This is a genomic window from Pontibacter sp. SGAir0037 (assembly GCF_005491705.1).
In the GTDB taxonomy this organism is placed as follows: Bacteria; Bacteroidota; Bacteroidia; order Cytophagales; family Hymenobacteraceae; genus Pontibacter.
On record NZ_CP028092.1, the window covers coordinates 4,526,972 to 4,548,813 of the forward strand.

A 21,842-nucleotide genomic window follows, 5' to 3' on the forward strand; every position below is an offset into this window, starting at 1 on the left:
GCAATATAGTATTTTTTCGAGATCGCAACAATTATATTTAATATTTATATCTATTTAATTATCAGTGTTATAAGGAATTGTTTGCACTGTTAAATAATTTTAATTTGTACCCCCCAACAATTTGCGCTAACTTGGGGCAATTTATACATACCATACCATGCCTAGAGACACCAGCATTAAATCTGTTCTTATTATTGGTTCTGGTCCCATTATAATTGGCCAGGCTTGCGAATTCGACTATTCTGGCTCACAAGCCTCCCGCTCGCTACGCGAAGAGGGTATAGAAGTGACACTTATCAACTCCAATCCTGCCACTATCATGACAGATAGTATTACGGCGGATAATGTGTACTTAAAACCACTAGAGAAGAAGTACATTATTGAGATTCTGGAGAAGCATAAAATCGATGCCGTTCTTCCTACAATGGGTGGCCAGACTGCCCTGAACCTGGCCATAGAATGTGAAAAGGCAGGTATCTGGAAGAAATATGACGTAAAGATTATTGGCGTTGATATTAAAGCTATTGAGACAACCGAAGACCGGGAGGAATTCAGGTTAAAGATGCTTGAGCTTGGCGTTAATGTTTGTAAAGGAGAAACGGCAACTTCTTTCCTGGAAGGTAAAGAGATTGCGCAGGAAATAGGCTTCCCGCTTGTTATTCGTCCTTCGTTTACACTTGGGGGCTACGGCGGTGGCTTTGTAAATACACCCGAAGAGTTTGATGCAGCCCTTACACGCGGCTTGCATGCCTCTCCTGTGCACGAAGTACTTATCGAGCAAAGTATTCTGGGTTGGAAAGAGTACGAGCTGGAACTGCTGCGCGATAATGCGGGTAATATCATTATTATCTGCTCTATCGAAAACTTCGACCCAATGGGCGTGCATACAGGCGACTCTATTACGGTAGCCCCAGCCATGACTTTGCCTGATACGGTGTATCAGCAAATGCGCGACCTGGCCATCAAAATGATGAATGGCATCGGGCAGTTTGCCGGTGGTTGTAACGTGCAATTCTCGGTAAACCCGGAGGATGATACCATCATTGCCATCGAAATTAACCCACGTGTTTCCCGTTCGTCTGCTCTGGCTTCTAAAGCTACCGGTTACCCAATTGCTAAAATTGCAGCGAAACTGGCTATCGGTTATAACCTGGATGAGCTGAAAAACGCCATTACTAAAACAACCTCTGCTTTCTTTGAGCCTGCACTGGATTATGTAATTGTAAAGATCCCTCGCTGGAACTTCGATAAGTTTAAAGGTGCTAACCGTACCCTTGGTCTGCAGATGAAGTCGGTAGGTGAGGTAATGGGCATCGGCCGTACATTTCAGGAGGCGCTTCAGAAAGCCTGCCAGAGCTTAGAGATTAAGCGCAACGGTTTGGGTGCCGACGGGAAGGAAATGACCAACTACGACGACCTGATCTACAACCTGAAGAACCCGAGCTGGAACCGACTGTTCTGTATCAAGGATGCGATGCGTGCCGGTATACCAATGAGCACCATCCGTAACCTGACAAAGATAGATCCGTGGTTCCTGAACCAGATTGAGGAGCTGGACCAGCTGGAGCGTGAGCTAAAGAAATATACGCTGGCTACGCTGCCTGCCGACCTGCTGCGCGATGCAAAAGTGAAAGGTTATGCCGACCGCCAGATTGCGCACATTTTGGGTTGCAAAGAAAGTGAAGTACACAGTGTGCGTATGGAACTTGGCATTAAGCGTGTGTTCAAAATGGTAGATACCTGCGCAGCCGAGTTTGAAGCGAAAACACCGTACTTCTACAGCACCTTTGATGGCGAAAACGAAAGCATTGTTACAGACAAGAAAAAAGTTGTAGTACTTGGCTCCGGGCCGAATCGCATCGGGCAGGGTATTGAGTTCGACTACAGCTGTGTGCATGGCGTATTGGCTGCCAAAGAGTGTGGCTACGAAACCATCATGATCAACTGCAACCCTGAAACAGTTTCCACAGACTTCGATATTTCAGATAAACTGTACTTCGAGCCGGTATTCTGGGAGCACATCTACGATATTATTCTGCACGAAAAACCAGAAGGCGTTATTGTGCAGCTGGGTGGGCAAACGGCTCTTAAGCTGGCAGAGAAGCTGGACCGCTACGGTATTAAGATTCTGGGTACGAGCTACCAGTCGCTCGATCTGGCCGAAGACCGTGGCTCCTTCTCATCACTGCTGCGCGACCTGGATATTCCGTATCCTCCGTTTGGTGTGATTGAATCGGCTGAAGAAGCGTTAGAGCTCTGCAAAGAGCTGAAGTTCCCGCTGCTGGTGCGCCCAAGCTATGTACTAGGTGGGCAAAGCATGAAAATCGTGATCAACGAGAAAGAGTTGGAGGCACACGTAATCGACCTCCTGAAAGACCATCCGGGCAACAAGGTGCTGCTAGACCACTTCCTCGACAATGCCATAGAAGCAGAAGCTGATGCTATCTCTGACGGCGAAGACGTGTACATCTGTGGTATAATGGAACACATTGAGCCGGCTGGCATTCACTCAGGAGACTCTTATGCGGTACTGCCTGCCTTCGATATGTCGGAGCATGTGCTCAGACAAATAGAAGATTATACCAAGAAGATAGCACTGGCATTGAACACAGTAGGTATTATTAACATACAGTTTGCGGTTAAAGATGAGGTGGTTTATGTGATTGAGGCAAACCCACGCGCGTCTCGTACTATACCATTTATCGCAAAAGCTTACCGTGAGCCGTACATTAACTACGCTACCAAGCTGATGCTGGGAGAGAAGAAGATCAAAGACTTTAACTTTAACCCATACAAGCAAGGCTATGCCATTAAAGTGCCTGTGTTCTCACATAACAAGTTCCCTGAAGTAAACAAGGAGCTTGGGCCTGAGATGAAATCGACAGGTGAAGCAATTTACTTTATCGATGATCTGCAAGACGATTACTTCACCAAAGTATACTCCGAAAGGAACTTATACCTGAGTATGTAATCTGGACTGAAATAACATCAAAAAGCCCTTCTGTATAGTACAGAAGGGCTTTTTGTTTATAGCTGTTTTTAAAATATTGCTTTAGCAGCGGGTTTAGTGTAAACATAGTCAAGTAAAGCCTGTCATCTCCAGCCTTTCTACTTAACTATGTGCAAGTCTGGTCGTATCAATCCTAGAATCAGCGGTTTCCTGGTTCCATAAAGGTTATGACAAGACGTTCAAAAAGAATATACATTACCCTGGGGATTATTTTACTCCTGCTTATCATTTTCAGGTTGGCACTGCCTTCCATTGTAAAAAGATATGTAAATAAAACCCTCAGCGAACTGCCTGGCTATAACGGGCATATAGAAGACATAGACCTGAGCCTGTATAGAGGAGCTTACAAAATAAAAGGGCTGGTGCTGGAGGAAGAGAAAGGTAACCCTAAATACCCTTTTCTTAAAATTGCCGAGACCGATCTCTCTGTTGAATGGAAGTCGCTGTTTAAGGGAAAGGTAGCCGGAGAAGTATTGATGGGGACACCGGAAATCAACATTGTAGCCACCTCCAGCACCGATACAAGCCAAGCCACACAAGAGCACTGGACGGAGGTTGTAAAGGATTTGATGCCCATTACGATAAACCGTTTCGAGGCAACAAATGGCATGATTGCCTACCGCGATTTTAATGCAAGCCCTGACATAAACATGCATATTGAGAACATGCACCTGGTTGCGCTTAACCTGGCAAATGTGGAGGAAGAGGGAAATGCATTGCCATCAACGGTTTCGCTTACAGGTACTTCTGTTGGAGGAGGTAGCCTTCGAGGAGACATGAAGGTAAATATGCTAAAGGAAGTACCGGATTTTGATATGAAGATGAGGCTGACAAAGGTAAATTTAACCAGTCTCAACGACTTTGTGAAGGCTTACGGGAAATTTGATATAGAGCAGGGGCAGATGGAGCTGTATAGCGAACTAAAAGCAAAAGACGGAAAACTCGATGGTTATGTTAAACCATTTTTTGAAAATGTAAAGGTGCTGAACTGGGAAAAAGACAGGGAAGAAGGCGGCTTTTTCCGGGCAGCTTGGGAAGCTGTGGTTGGCCTTGTAAAAGACGTAGTGGAAAATCCTAAAGAAGATAACATAGCTACTCAGATACCTATTGAAGGAGACCTGAATCAGCCGGACACCAATACGTGGAAAACAGTGCTGAACGTATTGCGGCACGCTTACATTAAAGCCTTTACCAGGGGCCTGGAAAGCACCGCCAGTGGTGCAGCCAACGGGGAAGAAGAATCAAGGTAAAAAGAGCATGATAGAAATAAGGCGGGCAACGCTACATGACCTGCGCACGGTAAAAAGTATAGATGAGGCTTTGTTCGGAAAAGACAGCTACCCGCTGTTTGTCCTGCGCCAGTTCTTCGACATTGCCAAAAGCCTGTTTATAGTTGCTGTTTCGGCTGGCGAAGTAGTTGGCTATACCATTGGGCACCACGACCAGGAGAGGCAGGAGGGGTGGGTACTTTCTTTGGGAGTATTGCCAGCTTTTGCAGGTAAAGAAATCGGAAAGCAATTAACCGTTTATCTGCTGCAGGCCCTGGAAGCAAAAGGCGCCAGAACTGTTTTTTTAACGGTTCATCCGTCAAATACACCTGCGCTGAGCTTATATAAGAAATTAGGTTTCGGGGAGCAGGTTTTAGAGAGCAGCTACTACCTCGATGGCAGCCCCAGGCTTGTGATGCAGGTTGCTATAGCACAGGCAGAAGAACGGCTTTCTGCCTCATAACATACCTGCCTTAAAAAGCCCAGATACCTGCGGGCGTAATGGCAAAGTCTAAAGGTATATCATGCAAACCTGCATCGGCGATCTGTTCTACAGGAGGCTCTAAAGATAACCCGATCTTTAGTACGTTTGGGCGGCAGTCGGCCAGAAAGCGGTCGTAGTAGCCTTTGCCATAGCCAACCCGATGGCCGGTCTTATCGAAGGCCAGCAGCGGTAGCAGCACCATGTCTACCTCTGCTGCCGAAATAACATGCGCATGCTGTGGCTCCGGTATTCCCCAAGCATTTTCTACCAATACGGCTTCGTCTGTTAAAATATGGTGCGACAGGTTGTTTTCTGTTATATCTGTAACAGGCACTGCTACACGTACCTCAGGGTGCTCCAGCCTTAGCCGTTCTATAAAAGGCCAGGTATTTACTTCTTTATTTCTGATGATAGGAAGAAACACATGCACCGTTATACCCGGGTTCAGCCGGAACCGCTGAAAAAACAAACTAGCCATGCGTTGGCTGCGAAAGTTTACTTCCTCTAAAGGTAAAGCTTTCCGCTGCTGCAACATCAGTTTGCGAAGATCAGCCTTTCGCATTACGCTTCTTCCAGAATGGTAAACTTCAGTTCAAAAGGTTTGAATGCCTCTACCAGTGCCGGAATAAAATCAGGGTTGTTTGTCTGATAGGTGAGCAGATTGTCCTGGCGCTCTTGCAGGCTGCCGTTCGGGAACAGTTTATCTTTTAGGTTCTCGAGCTGCTTAAATGTTTGCTCATGCTTATTGTCACGGGCTTTGGAAATTTTCTTTTCGAGCATTTGCAGAGCGTTAGCAGCTTTCTGAGCTTCGGCACCTACTGTTTTGGTTAAGGTAGGTTCAATTTCCTGCGCCAGCTTTTCTACTTCGGCAAAGGCGGTTGCTACGGCATTGCGTTGTGCCTCTAGGGTTATTTCCTCTTCGTGTAACTGGGCCGATAAGTACTTTTTAAGTTCCTGGTAATCTTTAAAGAGCTCCTGAGGCTGCAGTCCCAGTTTCTGCATCCGGCTGGCGTTGCCACGGTTAATATAAAGGGCCGAGTTGCGTGGCACCAGTATAGGAAAAGCCACCTGGCAGGCATCGAATACCTTTTTAAGCTGGAACCAATACGCTACTTCTGCTCCGCCGCCTATATAAGCCAGGTTAGGGAGGATAAGCTCTTCGTAAAGAGGCCGTAAAATAACGTTAGGGCTAAACTGCTCCGGGTGCTGCTCTGCTAACTGAAGTATTTCCTGAGGCGTAAAGCTGATGTCGGTATTTAAAACTCTATACTTTTCGCCTTCCTGCACAATACGCTCCCGGAGCCCTTCCTGCAGATAAAACAAGTTAATTTCCCTGGAGTATACCTGCGGTTTGTATCCCAGTTCTTCCAGTTGCTTACTGCTTTCCTCTACCAGTTTGTTAGATATATTTTCTATTAGCTCTTGCCGAATAACAGGAGCAAGTGCTTTCTTCAATCCGGCATCATCGCCATCAACACTTACCAGGCCATAGGCCCCAAATAAAGCATGTGTAATAAAGCGGGTTGCATCGGCGAGGGTATTACTGTTGCGGTAAGCAGCTTCAAAAACAGGATACTGCTCTGGCATTTGCTCGAGCACCTGCTCCAGCCCTTGTGTAGAGAATCTGCCTACAGCGCCTTTCTGATCTGTTTCCCAGGTATACTTCTTTCCGAAAAGGCTGAAATGGTTGATTTCCGGAAAGTCGTGATCTTCTGTAGCCATCCAGTAAACAGGTACAAAGTTGTAGGCGGGATATTTTTCCTGTAACTGCTTGCACATGTTTATGACCGTAACAATCTTATAAACAAAGTATAAGGGGCCGGTAAAAATGTTCAGCTGGTGGCCCGTGGTAATGGTAAAAGTATTAGGCTGCAGGAGCAGGTCGAGGTGCTGTTTTACCTGCGGGTGTATTTCTGCCACTGATCTGTATTGCCTCTGAAGCGAGGCGTGCAGCACCTGGCGTTGTTCCGGTGTAAATTGCTTTTCCTGTATCTGCTTCTCAAAAGCCTCAGGTGTCGGAAAATGATTATAGAAAGGCCGCAGCTTTTCGCTTCGGCACAGGTAATCAGTTATAGTTTGGGAAAAAGCGCCGGTAGCGGCGTAGTCCATAGTGGTAACTTTCATAGTAGATACTTCCATCTGCGGAGCCTGAAATGTTAGGGTAGCGTTTATTCGAGCACACATAGCAATTATGCACTCATACGATAGTGCTGTGTGTTCTGCTACGCTGCAAAGTAAAGCTTTATTTTACTCAATTGCAGATGCAGTGGTTGTATTCAGATAGAAAGCGTATTTTAAAGGATGAGCAGCAGCAATATAGTTTAATAAAAAAGGATGACATTGATGTGTCATCCTTTCAGGCTTTACTGTTGAGAGAGCTATACCAGCTGCATTTTCCTCAGGTTTAAAAGCATGTCTTTCGTCATAGCGTTTAAATCGTAAGCAGGTTTCCAGCCCCAGTCTTGTTGTGCAGCGCTGTCGTCTATACTTTGCGGCCACGAATCTGCTATCTGCTGGCGGTAATCCGGGTTATACGTTATATTAAAATCCGGAATATGTTGTTGAATGGCTTTGGCGATTTCGGCCGGTGAAAAGCTCATTGCGCTCAGGTTGTAGGAGCTTCGAACCTTAACAGCATCAGCAGGAGCCTGCATCAGATCTATTGTGGCTTTAATGGCATCGGGCATATACATCATAGGCAGGTAAGTATGCTCGCTTAAAAAGCATTCAAACGTTTCACCTGCCAATGCTTTGTGGTAAATATCTACTGCATAGTCGGTGGTGCCGCCACCCGGAAGTGCTTTATAACCGATAAGGCCAGGATAACGAAGGCTACGCACATCCAGGCCATGTTTCAAGAAATAGTATTCGCACCAACGTTCGCCTGCCTGTTTGCTGATGCCATACACCGTGTTCGGGTCCATGACAGTATGCTGGGGCGTGTGCCGGCGTGGCGTATTGGGTCCGAAAACAGCAATGGAACTAGGCCAGTAAACACTTGCTACTTTCTGCTCCAGCGCCAGGTCGAGAATATTAAACAGACCTTCCATGTTCAGCTGCCAGGCAAACTTAGGTTTTTTTTCGCCGGTGGCAGAAAGTACGGCAGCTAACTGATAAATATGCTTGAAGTTGTATTTAGAGGCCAGGTCTTTCAGAACCTGCTTGTTCAGTACATCAACCTCCTCAAAAGGACCGGAATCGCGTAGCTCTGCCTGTTTGGGAGTGGAGATATCAGCGGCTATTACGTTGTCGCCGCCGTAAATATTTCTAAGTTCCAGGGTGAGTTCAGAGCCCAGCTGACCGCAAGCCCCGATTACCAGCACCTTTTCACCGGTATTTGCCATAAAATAGGTTAATCTTTTTGCAAAGTAACCTATTTCATTTCAATAGTTAAAATATAGAGAGGAAGTATTTGCTAAACCGTTTAAGTGTGTTATATAAATGTTTGTTGTAAGAGAGGGGTAAAGAGAAAAACGCCCACCATCTGGCGAGCGTTTTTCCTCTAACTAATCTAACTTTACCAATATTTACAGTACAAATGTAGAAGAATTAGTTTGGCTGGAAATGTGGTAAAAGCGGATTTAATAATTAAATAATACACTTGGAAAAAGGTTTTAGCGGCTCCTGTTTCAAAAATTGATTTTATTATCTTTGCACATAAGGCGTTGGTAAGCGCCAGAACAGCATGACGTTTGAAGAATATCTGGTTAAGAGAAGGATAAATAAAGCTGCCTTTGAGGCAGGGGACTCGGCACGCTATAAAGCCTGGGAGGAGATGTATGCGCAAATGCACCCGAACAGTTTTTATATGGCAGTAAAAATGGTGCTCAACGATATTCGACTGAGGTTTCATTTGCGTGAGGAGGAGGTGCCTAAGCCCGTACCTGCTACAGCCGAAGCCGCAAAGCCGGTTGTGAGGCGCGCTGCTCCGACTGCTAAGCCAGCCAAAACATTGGCTCCTGCGCCACAGCCAGCCGCTGAAGAAAAACAAGAAGCAACTGAGGCACCTAAAGCCAGACCTGTTATCCGCCGGCCTGCTGCCATGCAAAAACCTGCAGCGGCAGAAACAACTGATCAGGAGAAAGATGCGAAAGAAACTTCTGCGCAACCTGCCGCAGCACGGCCAAGGCCTGTGATGAAACGTCCGACTGCCTTGCAAAAGCCAACAGAGGACCAGCCTTCAGAGGCTAAAACAGAAGAAAAAGCAGCTGAGGAGCCTCATGATGCAGCTTCTAAGCCTCCGAGGCCGCGGCCAGTTATGAAACGCCCGGCTGCGCCTGCAGCCTTGCCGCCTGAACCAGAGCCACAGGATACAGGAACGGCAGATGCTGGAGCAGCAGCTGAAAATACTGCAGCCGAGGTGCCGGCACCCAAACCTCCGAGACCACGGCCGGTTATAAAGCGACCTGTGCCTCCTGTAGCCGGCAATCCGGCAGCCGATGCATCAGTTGCGGCAAAACCAACTGCAGGAGAAAGCCAGCAGGAAGATAAGCCCAAACCTCCTCGCCCGAGGCCTGTGATGCGAAGGCCGCCACCCAAGCCGGCAGATGAAGGGGGAGAAGCACAAAGCTAACGGAGCTTCCATAAGTAATGCAGGCAATAAAAGATCAAGCGCAATTATGTAGCACATCGAGGTTAAATAAGTATAACCCTTCTGTAAGAACAGTATAACAACACCTTTCAATCCTGAACTTTAATTTGACGAAGCACTAAACTATGTACGAGACCTTAAAACCTGATTTAGAACAACAGCTTGTAGAAATACAGGAAGCAGGCTTATATAAAAAAGAACGTATCATCACGACGCCACAAGGTGCTGAGATAAATACCACCATGCAGCCAGAAGTGCTTAATTTCTGCGCAAATAATTACCTGGGGCTTTCGGCGCATCCACGTGTAATTGAAGCGGCCAAAGCAGCTATCGATTCGCATGGCTACGGCATGAGTTCGGTGCGCTTTATCTGCGGTACCCAGGATATACATAAAGAGCTAGAGCGCAAGTTATCGGAGTTTTTAGGTACAGAAGATACTATTTTGTATGCCGCCGCTTTTGATGCAAACGGCGGGGTGTTCGAGCCTTTGTTTGATGCTGATTCGGCTATCATTTCGGATGCGCTGAACCATGCTTCTATTATAGATGGTGTGCGACTGTGTAAGGCACAGCGTTTCCGTTACGAGCATAACAACCTGGCCGACCTGGAAGCAAAATTGCAGGAGTCGCAGAATGCAAAACATCGCATTATTGTGACAGATGGCGCCTTTTCGATGGATGGTACAGTGGCACAGTTAGATAAAATTGTGGCACTGGCAGAGCAATATAAGGCTGTGCTCATGGTGGATGACTCTCATTCTACAGGCTTTATGGGTAAAACAGGCCGTGGTACGCATGAGTACCATCATGTGATGGGGAAGATCGATATTATAACAGGTACACTTGGTAAAGCACTGGGTGGGGCCATGGGGGGCTTTACATCAGGCCGTAAAGAAATAATAGATATGCTGCGTCAGCGATCGAGGCCGTACCTGTTTTCTAACTCACTGGCTCCTTCTATTGTAGGGGCTTCCATTGCAGTGCTGGATCTGTTAAGCTCTACTACGGAGCTACGCGATAAGCTGGAGTGGAATACCAGGTACTTCCGTGAGAAAATAACCGAAGCTGGTTTCGACATTAAACCAGGCGATCACCCAATTGTGCCTGTAATGCTGTATGATGCACCGCTGGCGCAGGAGTTTGCAGCCCGCATGCTCGACAGGGGTATTTATGTGATTGGCTTCTACTACCCGGTAGTGCCAAAAGGACAGGCAAGGATCCGAGTGCAGCTATCGGCTGTTCACGATAAAGAACATATTGATAAAGCTATTGCAGCTTTTACAGAAGTAGGCAAAGAACTTGGCGTGCTGAAGTAGAATGCTTCTAAATTAGATAAAAAGGTAAGCCACTTCTGTAAATGGAGTGGCTTATTTTATATATTGTAGTAGATTAACACAAAAGCAGGTAGAAACGCTATGAACAAAGTGAATATAAAAGCAGGCCAGATGTTATTAGGTACTGTTATGTCGTGGTTGGTTGTATCTTTTTTGGCGTACTCTACAGCCGATATGCGCGGTGAAGCAAACATAACGGCAACGCTGCTGCAAATTACCTTTTACTTTTCTTTGCTGCTATCGATAGAAGCTTGCCTGAGTATGTTGCTCAACCCCGAGTGGACAAGGCTGAACCTGGGTGTTATACTGCTGTTGTGTGCTCCGGCCCTGGCTTACCTGGCCTGGTTCTTAAGTGAGTTTCTGTTTGTTTAACATGAAACCCGGCAGATTTCTGCCTGCCGAATTTCATGTTGCTGTCTCTTTAAAAGTTCATCACAACTTCTTCAATTATATCGCAGCACTCTCTTAGCTGTTCTTCGGTAATAACAAGTGGAGGAGCAAAGCGGATAATGTTTCCGTGGGTTGGCTTGGCAAGCAGGCCTTTTTCCATCAGGGCAACACATACATCCCAGGCAGTATAGCCATCTGCTGTAGGTTCTATAACAATTGCATTCAGTAAGCCCCTGCCACGCACCATTGTTACCAGTTCAGGGCGCATAGCTTTTATCTGGTTCATGCGGCTCCGGAATATTTCGCCCATAGCAGCTGCATTTTCTGTCAGGTTTTCATCCTTTATTACCTCCAGGGCAGCAACAGCTACCTCGGCAGCCAGTGGGTTGCCCCCAAAAGTAGAGCCATGTTCGCCAGGCTGTATGCAAAGCATGATATCATCGTTGGCCAAAACAGCGGAAACAGGCAGCACACCGCCGGATAATGCTTTGCCTAAAATCAGGATATCTGCTTTTACATCATCATAATAACTTGCCAGCAGTTTTCCTGTACGGCCTATACCTGTCTGGATTTCATCGGTAATAAGCAACACATCATACTCTTTGCAAAGCGCATGCGCTTTTGCCAGGTAGCCTTCGTCCGGTACCATTACACCTGCCTCGCCCTGTATAGGCTCAACCATAAAGGCGCAAACATTCGGATTTTCCTGCAGGGCGCGCTCCAGAGCCTCAACATTATTGTAAGGAATAACTTTATAGCCCGGTGTAAACGGCCCAAAGCCTTTTGTAGAATCAGGATCTGTTGAGAATGAAATGATGCCAGTTGTTCTTCCGTGGAAGTTGCGCTCTACAACCAATATGTCGGCACTGTTCGGAGCAATACCTTTTTTCAGGTAGCCCCATTTGCGTGCCAGCTTAATAGCAGTTTCTACAGCCTCTGCACCTGAGTTCATGAAGAGGGCTTTGTCGTAGTTAAAAGTCTCGCAAATGTATTTTTCGGCTAGTCCCAGCTTGTCGTTGTAAAAAGCGCGGGAGGTAAGGGTAAGCTTTTGTGCCTGCTCTGTTAGGGCCTTAATTATCCTGGGGTGGCAGTGGCCTTGATTTACAGCGCTATAAGCCGACAAAAAATCATAATAATGCTTTCCTTCAATATCCCACAGGTGTACACCTTCGCCTCTGGATAGTACCACAGGAAGCGGGTGGTAATTATGGGCGCCGTATTTATGCTCAGTTTCTATAGCCTCTTGGCTCGAAGTAATGCTTGTCATGCTCATAGTTTTTGAAATAGGTTAAATCTGTGATAGCAACACCAAATCATTTATGTATTTCTACAGAATTTAGCTGCTAATGTTGTAAAAATAGGAAAATGCAGGAGGAGTAAAAAGATGCCAGGTGTTAGACAGATGCTAAACGCGAAGCTTTGGATAAAATATAAAGAGATTATACATATGGAAGGGTGTGATATAACCAGCACAGCACAAAGCTTGTGATAGCAGATGCTAAAAAATGCTGTTGCAGCGGTAGTTTAAAGAAACATTAATCAGGAGCGACACGCACCATAGGGGCTTTATGAAATATACCGAACATTTGGCATCCAATGTCTTTTGCACCCGGAATTTAAAATTCTGCTTATCTTGCAGCCTGAAACAGTAGCAGAAGCATTGAACCAGGAGCTAAAGCAAGGCGAAGATTATTATTTTAACGAGCAGGGCCTGATGGTGTTTACCGTTAAATATCACCTGAAAAGAGGCTACTGCTGTGAAAATGGTTGCCGGCACTGCCCGTATGGTTTCAGAAAAAAGCAGCGGGAAAAAGAGCAGGGAAATAAGGACTGAAGCAGCCTTCTGTGCGGTAAATAAGCTAGCTGTTGGGGCCTGCAAAGGCATGTAAATAAAAAATAATAACGTATACCTTTGAATTTCTGTATCTTTTTACAGATATTTGCACCCCTATTGAAATAATTTAGAAGATAATACAAGATGGCACGAGTTTGCGACTTAACTGGAAAAAGAGTACAAGTAGGTAATAACGTATCACACGCTAACAATAAGACTAAGCGTAAGTTCTATCCAAACCTTCAGAAGAAGCGTTTTTACATCCCGGAAGAGGATGCTTGGATTACATTAAAAGTTTCTACCTCTGCACTGAGAACTATCAATAAGAATGGTATCTCAGCTGTGTTGAAGAAAGCTGTAGAGCAAGGTTATATCGTATACTAGTGGCCGCCATTCGGCTATGTGCGCTGTTGGTGTGGCTGGCTGTTTCAGCTGCCTCTGCTCAGCCGCGCATAAGCACGAACAAGCCATCTGATACTTTAGATAAAAATTTCCACCAGCAACGGAGAGAGCTACTGCGTAAGCAGCTACCGCCTCGCTCCGTTGCTGTTTTTTTTGCTAATCCGGTTCGTAACCGTGCCAATGATGTAGATTTTTACTTCCACCAGGACCCTGACTTCTACTATCTCACAGGTTATAAAGAGCCCAATGCTGTGCTGTTGCTGTTTTCTGAAACCAGAAACATTGGAGGTAGGCAAACAACAGAAGTCCTTTTTGTGCAGCCGGGCGATCCGCAGTCGGAAATGTGGAACGGAAAGCGTTTGGGCGTGGAAGGTGCGGCTACGGCTTTGGGTATGGTAACAGAGCCTAATACGGCTTTTGCATCCTTCGCTTTAGACACGGCAAACCTGCTGCATATTCTATTTAAAGAACTGCCGCACGATGTGCGCGACAATCCTCGCGACGAAGCCGATCTTTACAGCCTGATGCAGCAGTTTAAGGCGAAGGTAGGCTATCCTGCAAATTTTGACGCTACCCGCCAAATGTTGTATAGCCTGGTTCGGCAACAAGGTGTAGAACAGCATGCGGAGGTGAAAAAGTATCTCAACCAGATGTATCGCCGTAGTGGCCTGCTGCAGGACGATCTTTTTCTGAAAACTTATTTAGAGGCTACAGGTGATGCTGCCGTTAAGAAGGCTGTTGCTGCTATTCCTGTTTCCAAACTTGATGCAGCTACTTTAGAGCAGGTGCTGGGGCAGATGCGGGAGGAGAAGACAGAGGAGGAATTGCATTTGCTTCGTAAAGCCATCACTATGTCGGCTATCGGGCAAATTGAAGTAATGAAAGCCATGCATCCTGGTATGTCGGAAATGGAGATACAGGGAATACATGAGTTTGTATTTAAAAAATACGGAGCACAGCACGTTGGATACCCTTCTATAGTTGGGGCTGGTAATAATGCCTGTGTATTACATTATATTACCAACGATAAACCTTCGGCTGGCAACAACCTGGTGCTGATGGATGTGGGAGCTGAATATGAAGGCTATACTGCCGATGTAACCCGTACTATCCCTGCCAATGGAAAGTTTAGCCCGGAGCAGAAGGTGATATATGAGCTGGTGCTTGAGGCCCAGGAGGCGGGTATGAAACAATGTAAGGTTGGCAATGCCTTTCAGGCACCCGGACAGGCGGCGCAGGAGGTAATAGCGAATGGCCTGCTAAAACTGGGAATTATTAAAGATAAAGCAGAAGCACGGCGCTACTTCCCGCACGGAACCTCGCACTACCTGGGCCTTGATGTACACGATGCCGGGAGTTACGGGCCGTTCAAGCATAATACAGTTATCACGGTGGAGCCTGGTATTTATATTCCGGAAGGAAGCCCCTGTGATAAGAAATGGTGGAGCATTGGCGTGCGTATAGAAGATGATATACTCATCACAAGCAAGGGCTGGGAAAACCTTTCTAAACAAGCACCGCGTACAGTGGCAGAGATAGAAAAAATGATGTTGCAGTCGAGTGCATTAGAAAAATTTTCACTGCCAAAACTCGATTAGGGCACATTATTCAAAGGTTTTGAATAAAATTTATACTTTGTTTGTAATTAGAGATTTAAGCTTGTATATTTGCAGTCCTAAATAAAAAATTACTGTTGAGATGGCTAAAAAAGCAAAAGGTAATAGAATCCAGGTAATCATGGAATGCACAGAGCAAAAAGCCTCTGGTGTGCCTGGAACATCAAGGTACATTACTACCAAGAACAGAAAAAATACGACTGAGCGCCTGGAGCTTAAGAAGTATAATCCGAATTTGAAAAAAGTAACTGTACATAAAGAAATTAAATAACCATGGCTAAGAAAGTAGTTGCGACCCTTAAAACCGCTACTGGTAAAGATTGGGCAAAAGTGATCAAAGCCGTTAAGTCTCCTAAAACTGGTGCTTACAGCTTTAAAGAAGAAATGGTACCTGTTGATAAAGTGCAAGAGTTCCTTGCAAAATAATACAGCCTACTCTACTATACATAGATAGAAAAAACGAAGAAGTCCCTCTACTGGGACTTTTTTAGTATATTACCGTTTCACCGAGATAGATTTCATCCTTCAAAAACATCGGTATGGGAATTTTTGACTTTTTTAATAAAGAGACAAAGAAAGAATCGCTTGACAAAGGGCTGGAAAAAACCAAAAGCAACTTTTTTGGCCAGTTAAGCAAGGCAGTTATGGGTAAATCTACGGTAGACGTAGAGGTGCTCGACGAACTGGAGGAAATTCTGGTACATGCCGATGTGGGCGTAGATACAACTATCAAGATTATTGACCGCATTGAGAAACGGGTTGCCCGCGATAAGTATGTGAATACTTCTGAGCTGGATCGTATTCTTCGTGAGGAAATAGCGGCCCTGCTGGAGGAGAACAGAGCCGGTGACGGGGCAAACTTTGATTTACCTGCAGATATTAAGCCATACGTTATTATGGTGGTGGGTGTAAACGGAGTAGGTAAAACTACAACTATTGGTAAGCTTGCTTCTCAATTCCATCGTGCCGGTAAGAAAGTGGTACTGGGCGCTGCCGATACCTTTCGGGCTGCGGCAGTAGATCAGCTGATTATCTGGGGCGAGCGTGTGGGAGTGCCTGTTATTTCGCACGGGATGAACACCGACCCTGCTTCTGTAGCCTATGACGCCGTAAAGAAGGGTGTCGAATTAGGAGCCGACGTTGTGATTATAGACACGGCCGGCCGACTGCATAACAAAGTAGGCCTGATGAATGAGCTTTCCAAGATTAAGCGTGTGATGCAGAAGGTAACAGTTGACACACCGCATGAGGTGCTGCTGGTGCTGGATGGCAGTACAGGGCAGAATGCTCTGCTGCAGGCGCGTGAATTTACTAAAGCTACCGATGTAACAGCTCTGGCTATCACCAAGCTGGATGGTACTGCTAAAGGTGGTGTAGTAATCGGTATTTCAGATGAATTTAAAATTCCTGTGAAATATATAGGAGTTGGCGAGAAAATTGAAGACTTACAATTATTCGACAAGAACGAATTTGTAGAGTCTTTCTTTTCACGCAAGTAAATTCAAAAATGGAAAAGCTTTTGCTGCTGAGCCTGACGTTGCTGCTTAGTAGTTGCAGCGGCTCGAAACCTGCCGAACAAAGCATAGATATTGAGAAGCAGATGGAGCAGCCTATAGCAGGTAATCAGCAAAATCATTCTAAAACGACAGGCAGTAAGGCAGATAAAAGCCTGGGGCAGCAGGCACAAATAGCAATTAAACAGGGTATTGCTGGTAAGGTTTTATGGGAAGCAGGTAATCGCATGCCTTCGCCTGATGCACCTGCCAGCAGTGGGAAACGTGGCGTGCAACGCACTGTTTATATTTACGAGCTAACTAAAAGCTCTCAGGCTACCTCACCAGACGGGATTTTTTACACCTCTATTCAAACTAATTTAGTAACTCAGGTTGTTACAGATGCTAACGGTAACTTTACTGTTAGCCTGAAGCCCGGAAGATATTCTCTTTTCACCAAAGAGGAGCAAGGGCTTTATGCAAACCTTTTCGACGGAGAGAACAATATATTTCCGGTAGAGGTGAAAGAGGAGAAAATAACAGCTGTTGAGTTTTTGATTAACTATAAGGCAATATACTAACACGTGAAAGTAAGAACACGAAAAAAAGATAAAGTAAACGTAATTACACTGGGTTGTTCTAAAAACCTGGTGGATTCGGAGGTGTTGATGGGGCAACTGCGTGCCAACGATATGGAGGTGGCACACGAGTCTGATAAAGATGATTCGAATATTATTATCGTAAACACGTGTGGGTTTATTGATAATGCTAAGCAGGAATCGATTGATACCATTCTGCGTTATGCCGATGCAAAAGAGGCAGGGCAAATAGATAAACTCTATGTAACAGGTTGTTTATCGCAGCGCTACAAAGATTCGCTGGAGGTAGAGATACCGCAGGTAGATGCATACTTTGGCACGCTGGAGATGCCGCAACTGCTTAAGAAGCTGGAGGCTGATTATAAGCACGAGCTGATAGGAGAGCGCCTGCTGACAACTCCGTCACACTACGCTTACTTTAAAATTGCTGAAGGTTGTAACCGCCCTTGTTCTTTCTGTGCTATTCCGTTGATGCGTGGCAAACACGTTGATCGCCCAATCGAAGACTTGGTGCGTGAGGCAAAACGTTTGGCAAGCATGGGTACAAAAGAACTCGTCCTGATTGCCCAGGACCTGACTTATTATGGCCTGCAGCACTATGGCGAGCGTAAATTGCCTGATTTGCTACGTCACCTTTCCGATGTGGAGGGTATAGAATGGATCAGGATGCAGTATGCGTACCCGTCGCAGTTCCCGATGGAGGTGTTTGATGTAATGAATGAGCGGGAGAACATCTGCAAGTATCTGGATATGCCGCTGCAGCATATCTCTGATAATATGCTGAAGACCATGCGCCGTGGCATCAGCAAGCGCAGAACCATCGAACTGGTGGATTCTATCCGTCAGCGGGTGCCAGACATTGCCTTAAGAACTACTTTGATTGCCGGTCATCCTGGTGAAACAGATAAAGATTTCCAGGAGCTGTATGACTGGGTAGAGGAAACCCGCTTCGACCGATTGGGCATTTTTGCTTACTCTCACGAAGATAACACGCACTCGTTTACTTTAGAAGACAATGTGCCGGATGAAGTGAAGCAGGAGCGCGCCGATGCTATTATGGAACTGCAGCAGGGTATTTCGGTAGAGCTGAACGAAGAAAAAGTAGGAAAGACCTATAAAGTATTATTCGACCGCAAAGAGAGCGGCTATTTTGTAGGCCGTACACAATACGATTCTCCTGAAGTAGACAATGAAGTATTGGTACCTGCTACAGATACTTACGTAAGGATCGGAGACTTTGCTCAAGTAAAGATCACCGACTCTTCCGATTTTGATTTATATGGAGAAGTGGTAGTATAGGAGCTCTCCCTGCTCTCTCCTGAAACAGGGAAGGGCAGGGAGGTTTTACTTCAGTACATACTTACTCAGCACTTTATACGCCTCATTTACATTATCGCCTTTTCTGAACTCCTGCTTTATAGTTGGGGTGGATTCACCTGTTAGCCAGATCTTCAGTTCAGCGTCAAAATCCATCATGCCGGCACTTTCTTTAGAGAACATTTTAATGCTGGCGTAGGGAATGCTCTGGTAATCGATTTTAGAGCCGGTAATACCCTGTTTATAAACCATAATAAGGCGTTTGTTGGTAAATACCAGCATGTCGCGGATAAGCTTAAAAGCTTTTTCTATCTGCTCATCAGGAAGCAGAATTGGCTGAAATTCTTTGCTTATTTTGTCTGTAGATACTTCGGAGGCATGCCCCATTAAGCCATTTAACAATCCCATAGTTTTATAGTTTAAGTTTTCTTTTCGGGTAGCGGAACTATCGTATTTACTGTTTTTTTGCCAGCAGTTGCTCTATATAAGGCTCTATTTTCTCTGGCTTAGTGATTGGCGCGAAACGTTTTACCGGCTTACCGTTTGAATCAATTAGAAACTTAGTAAAATTCCACTTGATTCTAGTGCCAAACAACCCGCCCAGCTTAGCTTTCAAATACTTAAATACGGGGTGTGTATTGTCTCCGTTCACATCTATTTTATCGAACATGGGGAAGCTAACACCATAGTTAATCAGGCAGCCTTCTTCTATTTCTTTTCTGCCTCCAGGCTCCTGGTTTCCAAACTGGTTGCAGGGAAAGCCAAGAATAACAAGACCTTCATCCTTATGCTTTTGGTAAAGTGTTTCCAATCCCTCGTATTGCGGAGTAAGGCCACATTTACTGGCCGTGTTCACCACTAAAACTACTTTGCCTTTATAAGACTCCATCGGTACTTGCTTTCCCTGAAGAGATGTGGCCGATAGCTGATAAAATTCTTTTTCCATTAATTTCCTGTGTTTGCTCAAATATAAGCTTTATCTGATAACCGGAAATTCCACTATAAAGTTTTAGTGAATCATTTTGCCCCGGAAGCTTTTAAATGCGATCAGAAGCAAGACTGGGTAAATGAGGCGAGGGGCAAAAGAAAAGGCAAAATAAGTATCCTTATTTTGCCCGTAGTATCATCTGTAGAATTTGATCAGATAGGTTTGATGCCTCTTGTCATCTCACGTTTTCCCGGAGGTCCGGGCAGAGCTTCCACCTCAAATCCGGCTGCTTTTAAGCTTCTTTTAAAAGATCCTTTCGCACAATAAGTTACCAGAATTCCGCCAGGGCGAAGGGCATTGTACAGTTTCACGAACATGGCATCTTCCCAAAGCTCCGGTTGCTTCTCAGGAGCAAAGGCATCAAAATAAACAATGTCGTAATAAGAATCAGGAGAGTAGAATTCCTCTAGCGCCTCGTGTATCTTCTGCAAAGTGAAGTATGGGATCAGGCTAACAGGCTCATTCCAGGGGCTGGAGTGCATTTCTGTAAAAGTATCATACAGCTCAGGGTTCAGGATCAGCTTGTTGTAGTGCAGCTTATTCACCACTTCCGGGCCTAACGGATACTTTTCCAGGGTGTCGTACTGTATAAAAGCCTTGTGCGAAAGAGCATATGGGTAGGTAAGAATGGCGTTGAGGCCAGTGCCAAAACCTACTTCTAAAATCTTGATATCCTTCTTAATATTAAGCACATGTTCCAGCCCATGCTTAATAAAAACATGACGCGACTCTTGTAAGGCTCCATGCACCGAATGATAGTGCTCGTTCAGCTTTGGAACATATAGGGTATTAGACCCATCTTTGGTCTGTCGTATTTCGAGGAGCATATTTTTTGTGTTACCTTACAAATATAAGTATATGTTATACGTGTGTGCAATAGTATGTACTCACTTTAGTAATTGGGAGTATGCAGCATACGTATATATTATTCCTATGTTATAGCCTTTAAAGAAATAACTATGGCGCGAATAAAAGTAGAAATACCTGAAACTACAATTTTTGAAACACAGCTACCAATCAGGATAACCGACTTAAACTATGGAAACCACTTAGGCAACGATGCCTTGCTATCAATTTTGCATGAAGCCAGACTTCGTTTACTGCAAAGCCTTGGCTACACAGAGCTGAACCTGGGGGGAACCAGTATGATTATGGCCGATGTAGCAATAGAGTATAAAGGCGAAGGCTTTTACGGAGACACACTCACTATAAAAATGGCTTTTGCCGATATGCATAGGTATGGTTTCGATATCACCTACCATGTACTGAACCAGCTTAGCAAAGAAGTAGCCCGGGCCAAGACCGGAATACTTTGCTTTAACTACACTACCCGAAAATTGATGCCGTTGCCCGATGAAGTAAAGGCTAAAATTGAAACTAATGCCTGAGGAATTTTGTAATTTTGCAGTATGAACTTAATTGCAGACATAAACATCATCAATAAAAAGGATATCCGTAAGTTATCTCTGGACGACCTGAAGGCTTGGCTGGTAGAGAATGGCGAAAAACCGTTCCGGGCAAAGCAGGTACACGACTGGCTCTGGAAGCATGCGGCGCAGTCGTTTGAGGAGATGAACAATGTCTCGCTGGCGCTGCGTGAGAAGCTGGAGCTGAACTTTTCCATCAACTCGGTGCAGGTGGCTACAAAGCAGCTGAGTTCTGATGGCACGATCAAGTCAGCTTTCAGGCTGTATGATAATAACATTGTAGAAGGTGTGCTGATACCACACGATGAGCGTAAAACCGCTTGCGTTTCCAGCCAGGTAGGTTGCTCGCTTACCTGTAAGTTTTGCGCAACAGGCTATATGGATCGTGTGCGTAACCTGGATGCCGCCGAAATTTACGACCAGGTGGTACGCATTAATGAGCAGAGCCTACAGCAGTATGGTGAGCCATTAACGAACATTGTATATATGGGAATGGGTGAGCCGATGCTGAACTACGCTAATGTAATGAAGAGCATCGAGTACATCACTTCTCCGAATGGTTTAAATATGGCGGCTCGTCGTATTACAGTAAGTACAGCAGGTATAGCCAAAATGATCAGGAAGATGGCTGACGATGGCATTAAAGCTAACCTGGCACTATCGCTGCACGCGGCAAACGACGAAAAGCGTAACCAGATTATGCCGATTAACGAAACTAACTCTTTGGTGGCTATATCGGACGCTTTAAAGTATTATCACCAGGTAACAGGGCGTAAGGTAACGTACGAGTACATCGTGTTTGATAATTTTAACGATACGCTACAAGATGCCGAAGAACTGCTGCGTTTCACAAAGCTGATCCCCTGCAAGGTAAACCTGATAGAGTATAACCCTATTGAAAATGCTGATTTTGTAAATACAGCAGATGATCGCCTGCAGGATTTCATCTACTACCTGGCAGATAGAGGTGTGCAGGTGAATGTACGCCGCAGCCGTGGCAAAGATATTGATGCAGCCTGCGGGCAACTTGCTGTCAAAGAGAAATAAGCTCTTAAAGCTCCTCTTAAAAAGAAAGCCTTTACCTGAAGC

Annotated in this window: 23 protein-coding genes; 16 read left to right on the plus strand and 7 right to left on the minus strand. The window is 45.3% G+C overall.

All coding sequences use genetic code 11. From position 1 onward, the window contains the following. Positions 1-157 precede the first annotated feature (157 nt). From carB to C1N53_RS18775, 3 genes are all read left to right on the plus strand, one after another. A complete protein-coding gene (gene carB, locus C1N53_RS18765) occupies positions 158-2,971 on the plus strand; it encodes a carbamoyl-phosphate synthase large subunit (protein WP_137760776.1) in 2,814 nt (937 codons plus the stop codon). A gap of 206 nt (positions 2,972-3,177) precedes the next feature. Further along, positions 3,178-4,260, plus strand: a complete 1,083-nt coding sequence (locus tag C1N53_RS18770) for a DUF748 domain-containing protein (protein WP_137760777.1) — start codon at positions 3,178-3,180, stop codon at positions 4,258-4,260. A 7-nt stretch (positions 4,261-4,267) separates the two neighbouring features. Then, entirely contained in the window at positions 4,268-4,741 is a 474-nt protein-coding gene (locus C1N53_RS18775) for a GNAT family N-acetyltransferase (RefSeq protein WP_137760778.1), read from the plus strand. A gap of 10 nt (positions 4,742-4,751) precedes the next feature. Here the strand turns inward: C1N53_RS18775 and C1N53_RS18780 are convergent, their stop codons facing one another. The 3 genes from C1N53_RS18780 to C1N53_RS18790 all read right to left on the minus strand — a co-directional run bounded on the left by C1N53_RS18780 (position 4,752) and on the right by C1N53_RS18790 (position 8,106). After that, positions 4,752-5,324 (minus strand): 5-formyltetrahydrofolate cyclo-ligase, encoded by a 573-nt coding sequence (locus C1N53_RS18780; RefSeq protein ID WP_137760779.1) that lies wholly within the window; start codon positions 5,322-5,324, stop codon positions 4,752-4,754. Further along, entirely contained in the window at positions 5,324-6,886 is a 1,563-nt protein-coding gene (gene bshC, locus C1N53_RS18785) for a bacillithiol biosynthesis cysteine-adding enzyme BshC (RefSeq protein ID WP_240773274.1), read from the minus strand. The genes C1N53_RS18780 and bshC overlap by 1 nt, the downstream gene beginning before the upstream one ends. Positions 6,887-7,140: 254 nt before the next feature. Further along, positions 7,141-8,106: an NAD-dependent epimerase/dehydratase family protein gene (locus tag C1N53_RS18790; protein ID WP_137760781.1), complete on the minus strand. Its 966-nt coding sequence runs from the start codon at positions 8,104-8,106 to the stop codon at positions 7,141-7,143. Positions 8,107-8,447: 341 nt separating this feature from the next. Here C1N53_RS18790 and C1N53_RS18795 point away from each other — a divergent pair, with 341 nt between their 5' ends. The 3 genes from C1N53_RS18795 to C1N53_RS18805 all read left to right on the plus strand — a co-directional run bounded on the left by C1N53_RS18795 (position 8,448) and on the right by C1N53_RS18805 (position 11,059). Beyond that, complete coding sequence (locus C1N53_RS18795; RefSeq protein WP_137760782.1) at positions 8,448-9,335, plus strand: hypothetical protein; 888 nt, start codon at positions 8,448-8,450, stop codon at positions 9,333-9,335. 143 nt (positions 9,336-9,478) lie between these two features. Further along, positions 9,479-10,669 (plus strand): glycine C-acetyltransferase, encoded by a 1,191-nt coding sequence (gene kbl, locus C1N53_RS18800; protein ID WP_137760783.1) that lies wholly within the window; start codon positions 9,479-9,481, stop codon positions 10,667-10,669. 99 nt (positions 10,670-10,768) lie between these two features. Then, positions 10,769-11,059 carry a hypothetical protein gene (locus C1N53_RS18805; RefSeq protein ID WP_137760784.1) on the plus strand — a complete coding sequence of 97 codons (291 nt, stop codon included), beginning with the start codon at positions 10,769-10,771 and terminating at the stop codon, positions 11,057-11,059. A gap of 49 nt (positions 11,060-11,108) precedes the next feature. On the opposite strand, the gene rocD is transcribed toward C1N53_RS18805, so the two are convergent. Continuing rightward, positions 11,109-12,350 (minus strand): ornithine--oxo-acid transaminase, encoded by a 1,242-nt coding sequence (rocD, locus tag C1N53_RS18810; protein WP_137760785.1) that lies wholly within the window; start codon positions 12,348-12,350, stop codon positions 11,109-11,111. A 360-nt stretch (positions 12,351-12,710) separates the two neighbouring features. Here rocD and C1N53_RS18815 point away from each other — a divergent pair, with 360 nt between their 5' ends. From C1N53_RS18815 to rimO, 8 genes are all read left to right on the plus strand, one after another. Next, positions 12,711-12,911, plus strand: coding sequence for a DUF5522 domain-containing protein (locus C1N53_RS18815; RefSeq protein ID WP_137760786.1), 201 nt, complete (start codon positions 12,711-12,713; stop codon positions 12,909-12,911). 144 nt (positions 12,912-13,055) lie between these two features. Then, the gene (gene rpmB / locus C1N53_RS18820) at positions 13,056-13,295 is read left to right on the plus strand and encodes a 50S ribosomal protein L28 (protein ID WP_137760787.1); all 240 of its coding nucleotides are present in this window, start codon (positions 13,056-13,058) and stop codon (positions 13,293-13,295) included. Further along, entirely contained in the window at positions 13,295-14,911 is a 1,617-nt protein-coding gene (locus C1N53_RS18825; protein ID WP_240773275.1) for an aminopeptidase P family protein, read from the plus strand. Before rpmB ends, C1N53_RS18825 begins: the two co-directional genes overlap by 1 nt. A 100-nt stretch (positions 14,912-15,011) precedes the next feature. Beyond that, the gene (gene rpmG, locus C1N53_RS18830) at positions 15,012-15,200 is read left to right on the plus strand and encodes a 50S ribosomal protein L33 (protein WP_137760788.1); all 189 of its coding nucleotides are present in this window, start codon (positions 15,012-15,014) and stop codon (positions 15,198-15,200) included. A 2-nt stretch (positions 15,201-15,202) separates the two neighbouring features. After that, positions 15,203-15,355: a DUF4295 domain-containing protein gene (locus tag C1N53_RS18835; protein ID WP_137760789.1), complete on the plus strand. Its 153-nt coding sequence runs from the start codon at positions 15,203-15,205 to the stop codon at positions 15,353-15,355. Positions 15,356-15,468: 113 nt separating this feature from the next. Further along, the gene (gene ftsY / locus C1N53_RS18840) at positions 15,469-16,428 is read left to right on the plus strand and encodes a signal recognition particle-docking protein FtsY (RefSeq protein WP_137760790.1); all 960 of its coding nucleotides are present in this window, start codon (positions 15,469-15,471) and stop codon (positions 16,426-16,428) included. An 8-nt stretch (positions 16,429-16,436) separates the two neighbouring features. Then, entirely contained in the window at positions 16,437-17,003 is a 567-nt protein-coding gene (locus tag C1N53_RS18845) for a carboxypeptidase-like regulatory domain-containing protein (RefSeq protein WP_137760791.1), read from the plus strand. A 3-nt stretch (positions 17,004-17,006) separates the two neighbouring features. Continuing rightward, a complete protein-coding gene (gene rimO / locus C1N53_RS18850; RefSeq protein ID WP_137760792.1) occupies positions 17,007-18,320 on the plus strand; it encodes a 30S ribosomal protein S12 methylthiotransferase RimO in 1,314 nt (437 codons plus the stop codon). Between the two features lie 45 nt (positions 18,321-18,365). On the opposite strand, the gene C1N53_RS18855 is transcribed toward rimO, so the two are convergent. The 3 genes from C1N53_RS18855 to mnmD form a co-directional block, all read right to left on the minus strand. Next, positions 18,366-18,746, minus strand: coding sequence for a PH domain-containing protein (locus tag C1N53_RS18855; RefSeq protein WP_240773276.1), 381 nt, complete (start codon positions 18,744-18,746; stop codon positions 18,366-18,368). A 46-nt stretch (positions 18,747-18,792) separates the two neighbouring features. After that, on the minus strand, positions 18,793-19,284 hold the full coding sequence (locus tag C1N53_RS18860) for a glutathione peroxidase (RefSeq protein ID WP_137760793.1): 492 nt from the start codon (positions 19,282-19,284) through the stop codon (positions 18,793-18,795). 194 nt (positions 19,285-19,478) lie between these two features. Then, positions 19,479-20,153 (minus strand): tRNA (5-methylaminomethyl-2-thiouridine)(34)-methyltransferase MnmD, encoded by a 675-nt coding sequence (mnmD, locus tag C1N53_RS18865; RefSeq protein ID WP_137760794.1) that lies wholly within the window; start codon positions 20,151-20,153, stop codon positions 19,479-19,481. A gap of 132 nt (positions 20,154-20,285) precedes the next feature. Between mnmD and C1N53_RS18870 the strand changes: the two genes are divergently transcribed. Next, positions 20,286-20,714 carry a thioesterase family protein gene (locus C1N53_RS18870; RefSeq protein WP_137760795.1) on the plus strand — a complete coding sequence of 143 codons (429 nt, stop codon included), beginning with the start codon at positions 20,286-20,288 and terminating at the stop codon, positions 20,712-20,714. A gap of 21 nt (positions 20,715-20,735) precedes the next feature. After that, positions 20,736-21,800 (plus strand): 23S rRNA (adenine(2503)-C(2))-methyltransferase RlmN, encoded by a 1,065-nt coding sequence (gene rlmN, locus C1N53_RS18875; RefSeq protein ID WP_137760796.1) that lies wholly within the window; start codon positions 20,736-20,738, stop codon positions 21,798-21,800. Positions 21,801-21,842: the final 42 nt, after the last annotated feature.